This window comes from Sphingomonas sp. ERG5, assembly GCF_000803065.1.
In the GTDB taxonomy this organism is placed as follows: domain Bacteria; phylum Pseudomonadota; class Alphaproteobacteria; order Sphingomonadales; family Sphingomonadaceae; genus Sphingomonas.
Window position 1 is genome coordinate 304,974 of sequence record NZ_JSXI01000001.1, and the last position, 14,766, is coordinate 319,739.

The window sequence follows — 14,766 nt, forward strand, 5'->3', positions numbered from 1 at the left end:
GATCGAGACAACGGCAGCCCGCGCCGACACCAACAGGCTCAGGCGGCAGCCATGTCCATTGAATTTTGTACAGTAATGGATAAATATGGTGGGCCGACATGGCCGTCAAGGATTTTGTACAAAGTGGAACAAAAAGAAAATGACGTCGCGACGAAGCGCCGGGGGCGGCCACGCGCCTATGATCGCGAGACGGCACTTCGCCGCGCCACGGATGCTTTCTGGAGAACCGGCTATTCCGGGACCTCTTTCGATGAGATCGCCGTTGCGGCGGGGATGAACCGCCCGAGCCTTCGTGCGGCGTTCGGCGACAAGCACGCGCTCTATCTCATCGCGCTCAATGCCTATTGGGCCGATAAATTCGCCACGATGCACGACGCGCTCAGGGAGGGGACTCTCGATGCGGCCTTGATGCGCGCCTATGACGCGGCGCTCGCGCTCTATTTTGCCGGAGAGGGCTCGACGCGAAGCTGCTTCGTGGTCGGGACCGCACTGACCGAAGCCGTGGAAGATCCCGAAATCCGCCGCATCGTGACGGCGGGATTGGCGACGCTTGATGCCGCTTTCGAAGCCAGGTTCCGGCTGGCGCGCGAAACGGGCGAACTACGAGAAGACGCCGATCCCGTGGCGCTTGCGATCCTGGCCTCCGCCACGATGCACAGCATCGCCGTCCGCGCCCGTGCCGGCGCCTCGCGCGACGCGCTCCGCACGCTGGCGCGCCAGGCCGTACACGTGATCTGCGGATGACCAGCCTGGACGGGAACAGGCCTCCCCTGCCCGGCCCGCCATTCCTCGATCCGCCACTCCCCGACATTCTGGCCGACCATCTCGCGATTCTGTTCTGCGGCATCAACCCCGGCATGATGGCGGCGGCGACCGGCCACCATTTTGCCGGGCGGGGCAACCGCTTCTGGCGCGTGCTCCATCTCGCCGGCTTCACGCCCGATCAGATCGCACCCGAACAGGATCGCACGATCCTCCGCTACGGCTATGGGCTGACCTCGGTGGTCGAGCGCCCCACGGCGCGAGCCGACCAGCTCTCCACGCGGGAATTCGCCACCGCAGCCGCGGGGTTCGAGCGCAAGATCGTGCGTTCCATGCCGCACTTTGTCGCCTTTCTCGGCAAGGCCGCCTATTCGGCGCTGGCCGACCGCCGCGACATTGCCTGGGGGCCGCAACCGGCCCTGATCGCCGCCGCCAGGGTCTGGGTCCTCCCCAATCCCAGCGGCAGGAATCGCGCATTCACGCTCGACCAGCTCGTCCACGCTTACCGCGCGCTGCATCAGGCGGCGTTTGAGCCTCGCCCCACGGTTACGCAATGAACACCGACAGGAAATTGGCGCTGGATGGCCTAACCGTGCGCGCGCGGACGTCATGGCAACTGTGCATCCAGTACCGCGCTTTCGGGCAAGCGTAGCCTGCCCGAAAGCTGACATGGCCCGAAGGCCGCCGACTACATGTCGGCGGCGGTGGGACGCACGATCACTTCATTGACGTCGACACCTTCGGGTTGCTCGAGCGCGTAGCGAATGGCGCGGGCGATTGCGTCGGGATGAAGCGACTTCTTCCTCCAGACCCCAAGATTGGCCGCCACCTGCGGGTCGGAGATATCATTGCCCAGCTCCGTAGCGACGACGCCGGGGGAAATGATCGTGGCCCGGATGTCGTCATGCTCCTGCCGCAGCCCCTCGGTGATCGCCCAGACAGCATATTTGGTCCCGCAATATACCGCCGCCGACGGGACGACGATGTGCGCGCCGACTGACGCGACATTGACGATGTGCCCCGCCTGTTGCGCCACGAACCGCGGGAGCACGGCGGCAATGCCATTCAGGACGCCGTGGATGTTGACGTCGATCATCTTGGTCCATTCGTCGCGCTTCACCGCCGCGAGCGGCGACAGCGGCATGACGCCTGCATTGTTGATCAACGCATCGATACGCCCGAACCGCGCCTCGGCGGCATCGGCAAAGGCGTCGAAGCTGGCCGCATCGGTCACATCGAGTTCGCGCCACGCGATCTGTGGCCCGAATTCCTTTGCCAGCGCCTCCAGCCCGTCGGTCCGGCGCGCGCCGATGAACAGGTTCGCGCCCGCCTTGGCCAGTTCGCGGACGGTCGCTTCGCCGATGCCGCTCGAAGCGCCGGTGATGAGGATGGTCTTGTCGATAACGCCGGTCATGATCGTTCCTTCTTTCTGGGTGTGGCCCGAAATGGCGTAAGCGAGGCCCCGATCGTTAGAGCTATCGCCCGAAGGATTTGCACGATCCTCCGAACCTGGCGCCGGCGGCTTGCCGCGTTCGATGCCGCGTGGGACACAGGTCGCGTGGAAAGAATCGCAGAACTGGCCGCGCTCATCACGCGGCATGCCCCGGAATCGGGCATGATCGGCACGGCGGTGCAGCGGCTGTCGCTTATTCGGGCGAATCGACCGACCGAGCCTGTCCCATCGGTTTACGAAGCATCGCTTTGTCTGATTGCCCAGGGATCGAAGCGCGTTTCGATTGGAGATCACAGCCTGGTCTATGACGCTTCGCGCTATCTGCTGGTCTCGGTCGACTTGCCACTGGTCGGGCACGTCATCGACGCGAGTTCGGCCGAACCCTATCTCTGCTGCAAGATCGACCTCGATCAGGCGGCGCTGGCTGACCTTATCATCGCCACGAGTGGCCACCTGTCACGGCCGGCGGACTTGCCGGCGCTGGCGGTATATCCCGGCGATCCGGATCTCGTGGATGCCGCCTGCCGGCTGGTGAAGCTGCTGGACCAACCCGAGAATATTCCGACGCTCGCACCGTTGATCGAGCGCGAGATTCTGTATCGGCTACTGACCGGACCGCACGGCCCGATGCTGCGACACATGGCGGTCGCGAACAGCCATCTCAACCAGGTCAGCCGCGCCATCGCAAAGATCCGCGGCGGTTTTCACGAACGGCTCCGCATTGACGACATCGCCGCGGCGGCCGGGATGAGTCCCTCATCGCTGCACGAGCATTTCAAAACCGTCACCCGCATGACGCCGCTGGAATATCAGAAGCAGCTTCGCCTGCAGGAGGCACGACGGCTGATGCTGGCGGAGGGCGCCAGCGCCGGAACAGCCGGCTTTGCGGTCGGCTATGACAGCCCTTCGCAATTCAGCCGGGAGTATCGCCGCCTGTTCGGCGCGCCGCCACGCCGGGACATCGAGCGCCTGCAAATGGCCACGGACTATATGGCGGTGATTTAGACCTCATACCCGATTGGGGTGAGCCCTGCGCGACGCGTGCCGGGATACCCAGCCCATGCCCGCCCCGATTCAATCCCGGCTCAGGCCATGCCACCCACACCCGCGAACGCGACCCTGACCGGTCTCGATTCTGCTCTTTCTCATCTGTGAAAAAAATCGAACCAGCCGGCGCCCGTTCCCGGCTGAACAGGGCCTGTTTCGCCACCTGTTATCACCTGTTTTCGCACCTGTTATTGCATAACAGGTGGAATGGGGTCATCTAATTGAAAAGACAACATAAATTCTACGCCGATTGCCAACTTTACAGCCCAAAAAAATCATGCCGCAAAAACAGGTGAAACAGGCGCGATCTACCGGGGAATCCCACCCGTCCAGGGGCTGGAATGTTGGAAATCCGCGGCTGCTGTTTCGCGCCATGACGACGCTGTTCCGCATGCTGTTTCGTGCTGTTTTCATGCTGTTTTCATGCTGTTTTCATGCTGTTATTCAATAACAGCATGAAGGGGCATCAAGCCATTGAGCGACAAGCGGAAATTTGGGCGAAATTTCCAACTTAACAGCATGGAAAAAATTCACGCCGAAATAACAGCATAAACAGCACGACATGTTGGATCTCGCGAACGCCCCGTCATCACCTTCCGCGACCGGTTGACCACAAGCCGGAATAGCCGCCCATCTCGTCAATCGCCCCCCGGCCGCCACGTCATCGCCATCCGGGCGAGCCAGGCGTCGTGATTGCACGGAATATGAGCATGAGAATGGCCTGCCCCCTGCTCCCAGGAAGCATTTTCACAACAATACCGGAACTCCCTTCGAGTCGAATGCCCAGTACAGCCAAATTGGTGTGAATTCTATATTACACCGACGATCAATATTGGCTCCAATTTGGTGTAGATTGCTCAAATCAGGCACCAAAAACGATCGAATCTCCGTTTTCAACGGCATTTGATTCTGCCATTTATTTGTCCGCTACTATAGCGCAACTGGAGGATTTCTATCATGAAGACTTTATCTGTCGTCGCCGGGATTGTTGGCTTGCTGTCGAGTGCGCCTGCGTTCGCCTCGTCCGTGTCGATGACGTTTCAGAATGTCGGGACGGCCACGATGGTGCCGGCCGGGGTCAATGCCTGCGGGGTCTTCGCACCGACGCCGGCGAATATTCTGGCCGGCGCGACGTCGCCCACGTCCAGCACCAATTGCGGCACGACCTCGGCGTCGCATGTGACCTACAAGATCGGCACGAAGCAGTGCGTGTTCCACATCTCGACCATCTATACGCCGGCCAATCCGCTGACCGGCGCATCGGCTTATTGGACCCCGAACGCCTCAACCACCGCAAGCGGCAGCGCGACCTGCAAGGTCGTCAGCCAGGATATCTCGCAGATATTCATCAACGGCAATTTCGCGGCGGTCTTCTCGATGAAGTAAGCAGAATGGGGCGTGCCGCGGTACGCCCCATTCACCTCTCCTTTATCAGATCGGCTTAGGAAGCTGTTCCCGTAACTGCCTGCAGGACAAGTGAAACTGGGGGATTTATGAGTATTTCAACGACTGGCGTCGGATCCCATCGCCCGGGCGTCATGCCAGGCATGACGACCGCCAGATCAACCGCGCAGGTGGCGACGCCGTCCAGAACCGCCGGCTCGACGCCTGCGTCTGTACGAGATGGCGGGGATGTGGTGCAAATCTCCGATGCCGCCAGAGCGGCTGCGGCGGCATTGCAAAAACCCAGCCCGGCGGACAACGCAATCACGGCCCGAAGCAAGCTGGACGCACTGTATGCGGACGCCGGGTCGGACGGCACATTCATCACCTTCGACACCGCCAAGGGCGGTCGCCAGCTCGACATGAGCGCGCTCAGCGACGATGAACTGGCCGCGATCGCCGTCGATCATGGCGGCGCCTTCTCGCAGGACGAATCGAACGACGCGGGCGGCTGGCTCAACCTGCGCCTGGCCAAAACCCTGCAACCGTTCCAGAACGCCACGATGAGTGGCGATCGCCGGGCGCACGCGATGACGCTGAACGCGCTCTACGATAATGCCAGCCAGGATGTGCGCGACGCGCTTGGCTGGACGCCCGCCATGCGTAGCGAGGGTGACACTCTGCTGAGTGGCGACGTCAGGCACCTGGGCACGCTGGATTGGTCGCCGATCTTCACCAATCTTCGCGAAGCCTCGAACAATGGCGGCATGACCTATCGGGGCTGAGCGGTCCTGTCAGGCCCGATACGCCTGCGGGGCTTTCAACAGCGACGTAATGGTCAAGCAAACCCTGTAGGGTGACGGGCTCGACCTGCCGTCACCGATGATACCCGAATGAAAGCAATTGGCGGGATGGCGACTGGCATCGATCCGCTCGAAGCCGGAGCGCCGGCAACTCGTCGAGTGTAAACCGCGTGAACCCAAATTCGGCGTCGGTTCAACCTCGGCCCAAGCCATGCCGCCCGCGCTCGCGAACGCGCCCCTGACCGGCCCGATCCCGCTCTTTCTCATTTGTGAAAACCGAACCAGCCGGCAGCCTGTTCCCGCCCGAACAGGGCCTGTTTCGCCACCTGTTATCACCTGTTTTCCCACCTGTTATTAATTAGCAGGTGAAATAAACCCATCTCATTGAAAGATAATCATAAATTCTGCACTGACTACAAGCTTGACGGCCTCGAAAAAATCATGCGGCGAAAAACAGGTAAAACAGCGCGAAACGCTGGATATCGACAGGCGGCCATCGTCATCTGTCACGCGGCTTGAACGGCACGTCCGGCCGTCCCTAGGCCGCAATCCCGACCGCGCTCGCTTCCGCGGGCGCCGCCTGTAGCGTCAGGATCGCGTTTGCGCCCCGGCCCGCGCCTTCGCTCTCCAGCCGCAGCGCGCCTTCCATCGCATTCATCGAATTGGCGCACCAATGCAGGCCAAGCCCGCCCGATTTGTGCCCGCGCGTCGAATATCCGCGCTGGAACAAGGTCGCACCGACCTGCGGCTCGAACCCCTCGCCATCATCGCGGATCGCGACACGCGTCTGGCCGCTGTCCAATTCGTCGATCGTCACGGTGACGGCGCCGCTTTGCGTGCCCTTGGCGGCGATCGCTTCGGCGGCATTGGCGAAGAGATTGCCGATCACCTGGCTCAGGATCAGCCGGTTGGCCATCACATGGTGCGGCTGGGCCGGAAAGCCGAACATGATCGACACATCGCCCGAATAACGCGCGATGGTCGCGTTCTGCGCCACGATCTCAGTGACGTTGCACGGCTCCAGCGCGGGACGCTCATGCGCGGCATGCTGTTGCGCGCCGATGATTTCGAGCACCTGGCTCATCGCCTCGCGGCCATCCTGCAATTGCGCGCGGCGCTCGTCGCGGTCGCGCGTCTCGGCCTCAACCGCCGCGGCCACGAACGCGACCAGCTTCTCGCGGCGCGTCTGCGGCAAATCCTCGCGCGCCAGTTCCGCTACCGCGCGGTCGAGCGTGGCGCGGTCGATCGGCGGCGGCTGCGCGATGCCCTTGGAAATGATCGTGCTGATCGGGTTCAGCGCGTTGCGGACATTGTGCATCACCGCGACCGCGCTTTCGTTGCGGCCCAGCGCGAAGCTCTGCACTTCAAGCTGTTCGCGCAGATCCTTCAGCTGACGCAGCATCGAATTGAAACTGGTGCCGAGCGATCCGATTTCGTCGTGCCGCCCCTCCTCTTCGAGCAAGCCAAGCGAGCCCGACTGGCGGACCACCTGCATATGGCTTTCGACGCGGTGCAGCGGTCGCAGCACCAGCCGCGTGAACATCCGCCGCAGCACCACCAGCAGCACGACCAGCAACAGGGTCGAGCCGCCGATCGCCAGGATCAGCATGCGCTGGCCGAGATTGGAAAGGTCGCGCGGCACGCTGAACACAGCGCTCGCCACCGCATGGCCGGTCACGCCGCGCACCGGCACGGTGATGGTCATCAGGCCCGGCGCTGTGGTGATCGTCTCCGCGTCCGATGCATTGGCCAGGTCGAGCCGCGCGCCAAGCTGCAGCAATCCGGCGATCTGCGCGGAGCTGATTTGCCGTGCCATCAGGACATAGCCGCGCGATACACCGGTGCCGTCGCTGCGCCGCACTTGCGCGACGCCGACCGCGGCGAGCTGCGATCCCAGGCGGGTATAGAAGCTCGCCGAATTGCCTTTACCGACCGCTTGCGCGAACGGAATATTCCGGATCGCCGCGATCAGCCGCGCGCGCATCGCCGGATCGTCGATGCCGTTCTTCTGCCAGCGCGCAATGACGATGCGCCCGTCAGTGCCGATATAGGCCATGCCGTTGACGTCGAGATTGGTCATCGCCAGCGGCGAGAAGGATTCCCGTTCGAACTTCGCCGAGGGCGCGGCCATATAGTCATAGCTCGACGTCCAGTCGCCATAATCGCGCACCGCGCTTTCGACCTTGGAAGCATATTCGGCCAGCGCGGCACGCGTGCGGTCGACATGCTGACTGATCGATCGGGTCTCGAGTTGATTGAAGCTCGGCGTGATGACGCTGGCCAGCAACAGGGTCAGCGCGATCGAGCCGGCCAGGCCGACGCCGGTCAGGATCAGCACCAGCTTGGCGCCCAGCGACGCCGGGCTGCGCAGCGCGCTGATCCGTCCGGTCACGGCACGAAGGGACGCCATTATCCGTGCGTCCCGTTACCCGATTTCGGCACGCCGTCATCTTCGATCCCGGCCGTCTCATCGACCAGATAGCGGCGCTCGGCAATGTCGTTGGCGATCTCCAGCGTGACCGGGCGCGAGAAATAATAGCCCTGCAAATGCGAACAGCCGGCAACGCGCAGCGCCTGTACCTGGGCTTCGGTCTCGACCCCCTCGGCGATCACGCCCAGGCCGAGCGAGCGGCCGAGATGGACGATCGACTGGACGATCGCGGCGCTTTCGCGTTCACGGCCCATGCCGTCGATGAAGCTGCGGTCGATCTTCAGACAATCGAGCGCGAACTTGCGGATATTGTACAGGCTCGAATAGCCGGTGCCGAAATCGTCGAGCGCGATGCGAAAGCCCATCTGGCGCAATTTGTACAGCGTCTCGGCGGCGCGATCGGCGTCGTCGAAGATCGCGGTTTCGGTGATTTCGATCTGCACGCGCTGCGGGTCGATCCCGGCGCGCTGCACATTCTCCATGATCCGGCCGACGAAATTGTGCCGGCGGAACTGCCGCGGCGAGAAATTGACCGAGATATACTGGCCGGGCCAGCCCTGCAGCACGGCGAGCGATTGATCGAGCACCCAGTCGCCCAGTTCATGGATCAGGTTGCTCTCTTCCGCGATCGGGATGAACACTGCGGGCGAAATCGGGCCGTGATCCTCGGTGTTCCAGCGCAGCAGCGCTTCGAAGCCGACCACTTCCAGCCCTTCGCGCGCGACGATCGGCTGATAGGCGAGGCTGAGTTCGCCCTTTTCGATCGCCAGCGACAGACCGCCCTCGATCGCGCGACGCAGGCGGATATTCTCATCCATGCCTTCATCGAACAGCCGCGCAACACCCCGCCCGTCGCGCTTGGCGTCGTTGAGCGCGAGGTCCGCGCGGCGCATCAGGTCGGTCGGGTCGCGCGTTTCGAGCGGGCTCGAGACAACCACGCCGATCGACGCGCCGCCCTGCACCGAATTGCCCAGCACCTTGAACGTGCCGGAGCAGCCACGCAGGATGCGTTCGCATTCCATCAACGCCGCTTCGGCCCCGGGACTGTCGAACAGCAAGCCGAACTCGTCGCCACCGAGCCGCGCAACCATGCCGCCCACCGGTACCGAGTCCTGCAGGATGGTGCAGATCGCGCGGATCAGCTCATCGCCCGCCAGATGGCCGAGCGTATCATTGACCAGCTTGAAGCGGTCGAGATCGAGCATCGCCACGGCAAAGGTCGCATTGCTGCGCGCCCGGTCGGTCAGCGCGCGGCGAAAGGCCAGTCGATTGGGCGCTTCGGTCAGCGAATCATGATTGGCGATATGGATCGCGCGGCTCTCGTTCGCGGCCAGCTCGTGGCTTTGCTCTTCAAGCTGCACGACCTGTTTGGCCAGCGCGTCGCGTGCGTCGCTCAGCTCGCGGTCGACTTGCCAGCGATGCGCGAGCGCCGTCGCGGTCTGCGTCACCTCGGCGACCTCGAACGGTTTGGCGATGTAGAAAATCTTGTCCGCCGGCCCCGCCGCGCGACTGATCTCCAGGGGCGAGAAATCGGAATATCCGGTCACGATGACCAGGTTGATATCGGGATCGAGCGCACGAATGCGTTTCGCGGTTTCCTTACCATCGATGCCCGGCGGCATGCGCACGTCGATGAACGCGACCGCATAGCGCTCGCCGCTGGCGATCGACGCCTCGATCGCGGCAACGCCGTCAAGGCCCTGCATGGCATGAGTGAGCGCAAAGGCCATGTCGGCTTCGGCGACGGGCGCGACATCGTCATCGCCGAACAGCTCGGCCGCCATCGCGTCAAGCACGCCGACGGCCCCGGACACCGGCGCGAAGCTGCGCCGATAGCTGTCATGCATCGCGGGTTCGTCGTCGACGATCAGAATGCGCACGGGGCACCGCCATTGGTTACCGGGGACAGTGCCGCCGGAATGGAAAACAGAAGGTTCAGCGTGATGGTGACCGGCATCTTGTCGATCTTGTGAGGGCCGACCCAAGGAGGTCGACGGCGCGAAACGCACGGCGCGGGCGCGCCGCCAAGCGAGTCGGCGAGCATGATCGCATCACATCGTGCCTGGTATCTCATCCGCCATCCCCCTTTCGCCGAAATCACGGTTGATCCGACGTAAGCAAGCAGGGTTAAGGCGCCGTAAACGCTATTCCAGCGCGGCACTCGCCAAGGCACGGACGCCGAGCTCGATCGCGCCCAATGGCCCGGCATCGTTGCCAAGCGCAGGCGGCACGACGAAGCTGTCGAGATCGGACAGCTCGGGCAACGCGGCATAGCCGCCGAGACTCTCCGCCAGCCGCGACCGGATCATCGGGAAGAGGTGCGGCACCCCAGTCATCACGCCGCCGCCCATCACGATGCGGCGCGGGATGCCGGTCAGCACCAAGGTATGGAGCAATTGCGCGAGCGTATGCGCGGTCGCGTCCCAGGCAGGATGACCCTTGGGCAAGTCGGACGCGGGCGCGCCGGCCCGCGCTGCGATCGCCGGCCCCGATGCCAGCCCTTCGACGCAATCGCCGTGAAAGGTGCAGATGCCCGGCCAGTCGTCCCCCGCCATGCGCACGGTGCGGACATGGCCCAGTTCCCCCGCGATCGGCACATTGCCGGCAACCAGCCCGACCCCGACGCCAGTGCCGACCGTGATATAGGCGAAGTCGGCGAGCCCCTGCGCTGCGCCCCAGCGCCCCTCGCCCAGCGCCGCGCCGACCACGTCGCTCTGGAACGCCATCGGTACCCCGGCATGCCGCGCCAGCCGCATCGCGACATCGGTGTTCGACCAGCCCGGCTTGGTCGTCGCGGTGATAAAGCCATAGTCGGGCGCCGCGCGGTCAAGCGCGACGGGCCCGAAGCTGGCAATGCCCAGCGCATCGAACCCTGCCCAGCGCGTCAGTACCGCCTCGATCGCGCCAAGCGTCTCGGCCGGCGTGGTGGTCGGAATGCGCACGGTGTCGCGGATATCATCCGGCCCACTTGCGAGAATGCAGTTGCACTTGGTGCCACCCATCTCGACGCCGGCGATCAAGGGGGCGGCAGCGGCGGTCATGCCAGCTCCTTCAGCGGCGTGGCCGTGTCGGCGATCCGCGCGGCATCGAGGGTCGCGCCGGCCAGCACCAGCGCACGGCCCTGCACATAGTCGCGAGTCAGGTTGACGCAGTCGAGCGCAATCACCTTGCCGCCCTTGAGATAGACCAGCGAGAAACTGCGCGCCGCCGGATCGCCGCGCATCACCACGGCGTCATATCCCGTCGACAGGCCAACCGTCTGCAGTTTGAGATCATATTGGTTCGACCAGAACCACGGCACCGCATGATAGGGCTGATCGTCGCCCATCAGCCCCTTGGCGACCAACGTCGCCATATCATTGGCGTTCTGTACCGATTCGACCCGCATCGTCACGCCGCCGGCGAAGTCGTTGGCGTGCAGCGCGCAATCGCCGACCGCGAAGATGTCAGGCAGGCTGGTGCGGCAGCGATCGTCGACCGCGACTCCGTTACCGCCTTCCGCGCCGGCCGCGATCAGCGGCGCGACCTCCGGGATGATGCCGATGCCGACGATCACCATGTCGGCGGGCACGATCTCGCCATCGGCCAGTTGCACGCCAGTCACGCGATCCTCGCCCAGGATGCAATCGACCATCTCGTTCAACCGCACCTCGACGCCATGCGCGCGGTGTTCCGCCTCATAGAAGCGCGACAGCGGCTCGCCCGCGACACGCGCCAGCACGCGGTCGAGCGCTTCGAGCACGGTGACCTGCTTGCCGAGCTTGGTCAGCACCGCCGCCGCTTCCAGCCCGATATAACCGCCGCCGATCACCACCACATGCGTCGTGCTGTCGAGCTCGGTCATCAGCCGGTCGACATCGGCGCGGGTGCGCACCGCATGCACGCCGACCAGGTCATGCCCGCCACAGCTCAGCCGCCGCGGCGTGCCGCCCGCCGCCCAGATCAGCTTGCCATAGCCGATCACGCCGCTGCCGGTCGTGACGCTGTGCGCCGTCGCATCGATCGCCGTGACGCGCTGCCCGAGCAGCATGGTGACGTTGCGCTCTTCCCAAAAGGCCGGCGGGCGGATCAGCAGCCGTTCGAAGCTCTTCTCACCGGCAAGATAGTCCTTCGACAGTGGCGGGCGCTCATAGGGAAGTTCGGGCTCGTCCCCGACGATCGCGATCGTGCCCTCGAACTTCGCCTGGCGCAGCGCGATCGCGGCCTGCGCCCCGGCATGCCCCGCGCCGACGATCAGAACGTCATATAGACCCATCACCCCCAACCCTTCCATCAACCCAGTCTCTCGGCATGCCAGCGGACATGGTCCGCCATGAAGGTCGAGATGAAATAATAGCTGTGATCGTAACCGGGCTGCAGCCGCAGCGTCAGCGCGATCCCGGCTGCGTCGCACGCCTCGCGCAGCAGCTCGGGCTTGAGCTGCTCGGTCAGAAACTGATCGGCATCGCCCTGATCGACCAGCAGGTCGGGCACTCGCGCGCCGTCCGCGATTAGCGCGCAGGCGTCATAGCTGCGCCACGCACCGCGATCAGCGCCGAGATAGCCGCCAAGCGCCTTCTCCCCCCAGGGGCAATTGAGCGGCGACACGATCGGCGCGAAGGCCGAGATGCTCCTGAAGCGTCCGGCACCCCGCAAGCCGATGGTCAGCGCGCCATGCCCGCCCATCGAATGGCCAGTGATCCCCTGCCGAGACATATCGGCCGGAAACTCGGCCGCGATCAGCGCGGGCAGTTCATCCTCGATATAGGAGCGCATGCGGAAATGCGGCGCCCATGGCTCCTCGGTCGCATCGACATAAAAGCCCGCGCCCTGCCCGAAATCATAGGCCGCGTCGTCCGCCACACCCTCGCCGCGCGGTGAGGTGTCGGGCGCAACGAAGATGATCCCGGCCTCGGCGCAGGCGCGGCGATACTCGCCCTTGTCGGTGACATTGGCATGAGTGCAGGTCAGGCCGGAGAGATACCAGAGCACCGGCAAGGTCGTGCCCGGCGCATGGTCGGGCACGAACACCGAGAAGGTCATCGTCGTGCCAGTCGCCCCGGACTGATGGCGATAGACGCCCTGGACGCCACCAAAGGCCTTGTTGGTGGTGATCGACTCAAGTTTTGACATGCTTCCCACATCCCCGCCGCGTTCGATTTTTCGAAATCCGAGCTGCCGGAGCCCTGACACTTTCGGCGGGCGGAGTGCAATCCCAACTCTGCCGGCGCCGGGTGGAAAAATCGTGGCGTCGCGTTCGATTTTCCCGCAGCTGCGGGAGTTGCTGCGGGAAAATGCCTTTTTGAGGGTTCTGCGGGAGTCTGCGGGAAAAGCTGCGGGAGTTTTGATGGATCCGCACGGGAGTTTTTCCAACGTGCTGCGGGAATATCGGGAAATGGTCGGGGCTGATATCATGGTCTGCTCAATTCGGCGGGCGGCTTGATCTCAAGTTTTGCGCCCTTCCGCTGATCCGTTGCATGGGCCTTCGCCTAATGCCGTGAAAAAGTGCGCGATGAGAGCAGGCGTGACAGCCTTCGGGAGCGAAGTGAATCGGCCCGTTTTGGCAGCAATGTCGGAGGGTTTAAGTAGAGGGCAGGGGGAGATATGTTACACCTAATTGTACCATATCCGCAGCGCGGGCGAGCGCGGCAATTTCATAAAATAATGATTATCAACCAATTCCATACAAGGCATATTTAACAAATATCGGCCGCGAACGTCGCGTACCCTTGTCCGCTGCCGTCAACAGCCGACTTGCACCCCGCGATTCACCCCAAGGGCACTTCCCCCCGGATCAAGTCCTACGCCGCCCCGATCCGCTGTAGCTTGGCCAGCAGGGTGTGCTGATCGAACGGCTTGGTGACATATTCGTCAGCGCCAGCGCCGATGCCCTGATAGATGTTGCTGGTCTCGGCCCTGGAAGTGCAGAAGACCACTTTCGGGATCACCCCGCCATCGATCCCGCGCAGCGCGGCGACGAATTCGACCCCGCTCATCACCGGCATTTCCCAGTCGAGCAGGATCAGGTCGGGCATCGCCGCCTTGCAGCGCGCGAGCGCCTCCTCGCCATTCTCGGCCTCGGTCACCTGGTAGCCGAGGTCGGAGATGATGCGATGGGCGACCTTGCGGATCACTCGCGAATCGTCGACCAGCAGGCAGCGTCGCGGGCGCGACGGCACGGCGGCTACCGGTAAGGGCACGGGCAAAGGCACGGCCGCGGGTGCCGCCACTGGCGCCGCTGCGACCGGCTGCGGGGGATCTGCGGGAAAGCTCCGCAGGCGTTTGATCAGGCCCTTAATGATTGCGGCTCCCTCTGGCTGAGCACCTGGCTCGTCGCGGCGACCACGGCCTGGTCCGCATCCGTCATGCGGACATGGATATAGGGCACCCAGATGTCGCCGAACTCGGCCTTCTGGTACCAGACGTCGATGATGTCGTACGACGCCCAGAAGCCGTCCGGCTGACGCAGCCGCAACCCCTCGCCGATCCGCGGCACCGCGGCGAAGCGCAGCCCGACCTGAGTCTGGTGCGTCTCGTTCTGGACTTCGATCTCGATCAAGGACAGCACCCTCCAGCCTGCCCGGACACCTTAGCCGCGTAATTCTTGCTGAAATGCGAATGGCGGGGTGGGTGATGCGTTGTGGGAGAAAAAGCGGTTTCCTGCATACACCGTCTGGCATGATCGCCGATGCGGCGGCTGGGATTTCAGGGCCCACTGTCAAGCTCTACAGAGATGGCTTGCCTTGCTCGTCGCTGGATCTTGATGACTGCCTTTGGCCGCTGCACGAACCCGCTGCGCGGGATTGGCGTGCGCGGTGAGGTCGAGACGTAGATACGAGGTTTGCGCCTGAGTTGAGCGCCGCCTGAGGCGGGCAGACCATCGAGGCTCCTTCAACTGAGGAGTCATA

General features: G+C 63.7%; 15 protein-coding genes. 6 read left to right on the forward strand and 9 right to left on the reverse strand.

The window, feature by feature from the left end; genetic code table 11:
• The first annotated feature begins 123 nt into the window (after positions 1-123).
• Together OO12_RS01395 and mug are read left to right on the forward strand one after the other, a co-directional pair.
• Positions 124-744 carry a TetR/AcrR family transcriptional regulator gene (locus tag OO12_RS01395; RefSeq protein ID WP_034156871.1) on the forward strand — a complete coding sequence of 207 codons (621 nt, stop codon included), beginning with the start codon at positions 124-126 and terminating at the stop codon, positions 742-744.
• Positions 741-1,319 (forward strand): G/U mismatch-specific DNA glycosylase, encoded by a 579-nt coding sequence (mug, locus tag OO12_RS01400; protein ID WP_052215391.1) that lies wholly within the window; start codon positions 741-743, stop codon positions 1,317-1,319. Before OO12_RS01395 ends, mug begins: the two co-directional genes overlap by 4 nt.
• A gap of 131 nt (positions 1,320-1,450) precedes the next feature.
• Here the strand turns inward: mug and OO12_RS01405 are convergent, their stop codons facing one another.
• Positions 1,451-2,176: an SDR family oxidoreductase gene (locus OO12_RS01405; protein WP_034156795.1), complete on the reverse strand. Its 726-nt coding sequence runs from the start codon at positions 2,174-2,176 to the stop codon at positions 1,451-1,453.
• Between the two features lie 144 nt (positions 2,177-2,320).
• Here OO12_RS01405 and OO12_RS01410 point away from each other — a divergent pair, with 144 nt between their 5' ends.
• The 3 genes from OO12_RS01410 (at position 2,321) to OO12_RS01420 (ending at position 5,430) form a co-directional block, all read left to right on the forward strand.
• Positions 2,321-3,220, forward strand: coding sequence for an AraC family transcriptional regulator (locus tag OO12_RS01410; protein WP_034156796.1), 900 nt, complete (start codon positions 2,321-2,323; stop codon positions 3,218-3,220).
• A gap of 999 nt (positions 3,221-4,219) precedes the next feature.
• The gene (locus OO12_RS01415; protein ID WP_052215392.1) at positions 4,220-4,648 is read left to right on the forward strand and encodes a hypothetical protein; all 429 of its coding nucleotides are present in this window, start codon (positions 4,220-4,222) and stop codon (positions 4,646-4,648) included.
• A gap of 161 nt (positions 4,649-4,809) precedes the next feature.
• On the forward strand, positions 4,810-5,430 hold the full coding sequence (locus OO12_RS01420) for a hypothetical protein (protein ID WP_160296702.1): 621 nt from the start codon (positions 4,810-4,812) through the stop codon (positions 5,428-5,430).
• 556 nt (positions 5,431-5,986) lie between these two features.
• On the opposite strand, the gene OO12_RS01425 is transcribed toward OO12_RS01420, so the two are convergent.
• From OO12_RS01425 to fghA, 6 genes are all read right to left on the reverse strand, one after another.
• A complete protein-coding gene (locus OO12_RS01425) occupies positions 5,987-7,858 on the reverse strand; it encodes a CHASE4 domain-containing protein (protein WP_052215394.1) in 1,872 nt (623 codons plus the stop codon).
• Entirely contained in the window at positions 7,858-9,759 is a 1,902-nt protein-coding gene (locus OO12_RS01430; protein WP_034156797.1) for a putative bifunctional diguanylate cyclase/phosphodiesterase, read from the reverse strand. Before OO12_RS01430 ends, OO12_RS01425 begins: the two co-directional genes overlap by 1 nt.
• Positions 9,747-9,923, reverse strand: a complete 177-nt coding sequence (locus tag OO12_RS28390; protein WP_160296703.1) for a hypothetical protein — start codon at positions 9,921-9,923, stop codon at positions 9,747-9,749. The genes OO12_RS01430 and OO12_RS28390 overlap by 13 nt, the downstream gene beginning before the upstream one ends.
• Positions 9,924-10,023: 100 nt before the next feature.
• Positions 10,024-10,920, reverse strand: coding sequence for an ROK family protein (locus OO12_RS01435; protein ID WP_034156798.1), 897 nt, complete (start codon positions 10,918-10,920; stop codon positions 10,024-10,026).
• Positions 10,917-12,134, reverse strand: coding sequence for an NAD(P)/FAD-dependent oxidoreductase (locus OO12_RS01440; RefSeq protein ID WP_034156876.1), 1,218 nt, complete (start codon positions 12,132-12,134; stop codon positions 10,917-10,919). Before OO12_RS01440 ends, OO12_RS01435 begins: the two co-directional genes overlap by 4 nt.
• 17 nt (positions 12,135-12,151) lie before the next feature.
• On the reverse strand, positions 12,152-12,991 hold the full coding sequence (gene fghA, locus OO12_RS01445) for an S-formylglutathione hydrolase (RefSeq protein ID WP_034156799.1): 840 nt from the start codon (positions 12,989-12,991) through the stop codon (positions 12,152-12,154).
• Positions 12,992-13,103: 112 nt separating this feature from the next.
• Between fghA and OO12_RS27835 the strand changes: the two genes are divergently transcribed.
• Positions 13,104-13,301, forward strand: a complete 198-nt coding sequence (locus tag OO12_RS27835) for a hypothetical protein (RefSeq protein ID WP_152616202.1) — start codon at positions 13,104-13,106, stop codon at positions 13,299-13,301.
• A 358-nt stretch (positions 13,302-13,659) separates the two neighbouring features.
• Here OO12_RS27835 and OO12_RS01450 read toward each other — a convergent pair whose 3' ends face one another.
• The gene (locus OO12_RS01450) at positions 13,660-14,058 is read right to left on the reverse strand and encodes a response regulator (protein ID WP_235364639.1); all 399 of its coding nucleotides are present in this window, start codon (positions 14,056-14,058) and stop codon (positions 13,660-13,662) included.
• Between the two features lie 86 nt (positions 14,059-14,144).
• Positions 14,145-14,417: a hypothetical protein gene (locus OO12_RS01455; protein ID WP_235364640.1), complete on the reverse strand. Its 273-nt coding sequence runs from the start codon at positions 14,415-14,417 to the stop codon at positions 14,145-14,147.
• Between the last annotated feature and the right edge of the window lie 349 nt (positions 14,418-14,766).

Coding starts and splice junctions, on each gene's coding strand:
- mug (WP_052215391.1), top strand. CDS start 741: ATGACCAGCCTGGACGGGAACAGGCCTCCCCTGCCCGGCCCGCCATTC.
- OO12_RS01405 (WP_034156795.1), bottom strand. CDS start 2,176: ATGACCGGCGTTATCGACAAGACCATCCTCATCACCGGCGCTTCGAGC.
- OO12_RS01415 (WP_052215392.1), top strand. CDS start 4,220: ATGAAGACTTTATCTGTCGTCGCCGGGATTGTTGGCTTGCTGTCGAGT.
- OO12_RS01420 (WP_160296702.1), top strand. CDS start 4,810: ATGACGACCGCCAGATCAACCGCGCAGGTGGCGACGCCGTCCAGAACC.
- OO12_RS01425 (WP_052215394.1), bottom strand. CDS start 7,858: ATGGCGTCCCTTCGTGCCGTGACCGGACGGATCAGCGCGCTGCGCAGC.
- OO12_RS28390 (WP_160296703.1), bottom strand. CDS start 9,923: ATGCTCGCCGACTCGCTTGGCGGCGCGCCCGCGCCGTGCGTTTCGCGC.
- OO12_RS01435 (WP_034156798.1), bottom strand. CDS start 10,920: ATGACCGCCGCTGCCGCCCCCTTGATCGCCGGCGTCGAGATGGGTGGC.
- OO12_RS01440 (WP_034156876.1), bottom strand. CDS start 12,134: ATGGGTCTATATGACGTTCTGATCGTCGGCGCGGGGCATGCCGGGGCG.
- fghA (WP_034156799.1), bottom strand. CDS start 12,991: ATGTCAAAACTTGAGTCGATCACCACCAACAAGGCCTTTGGTGGCGTC.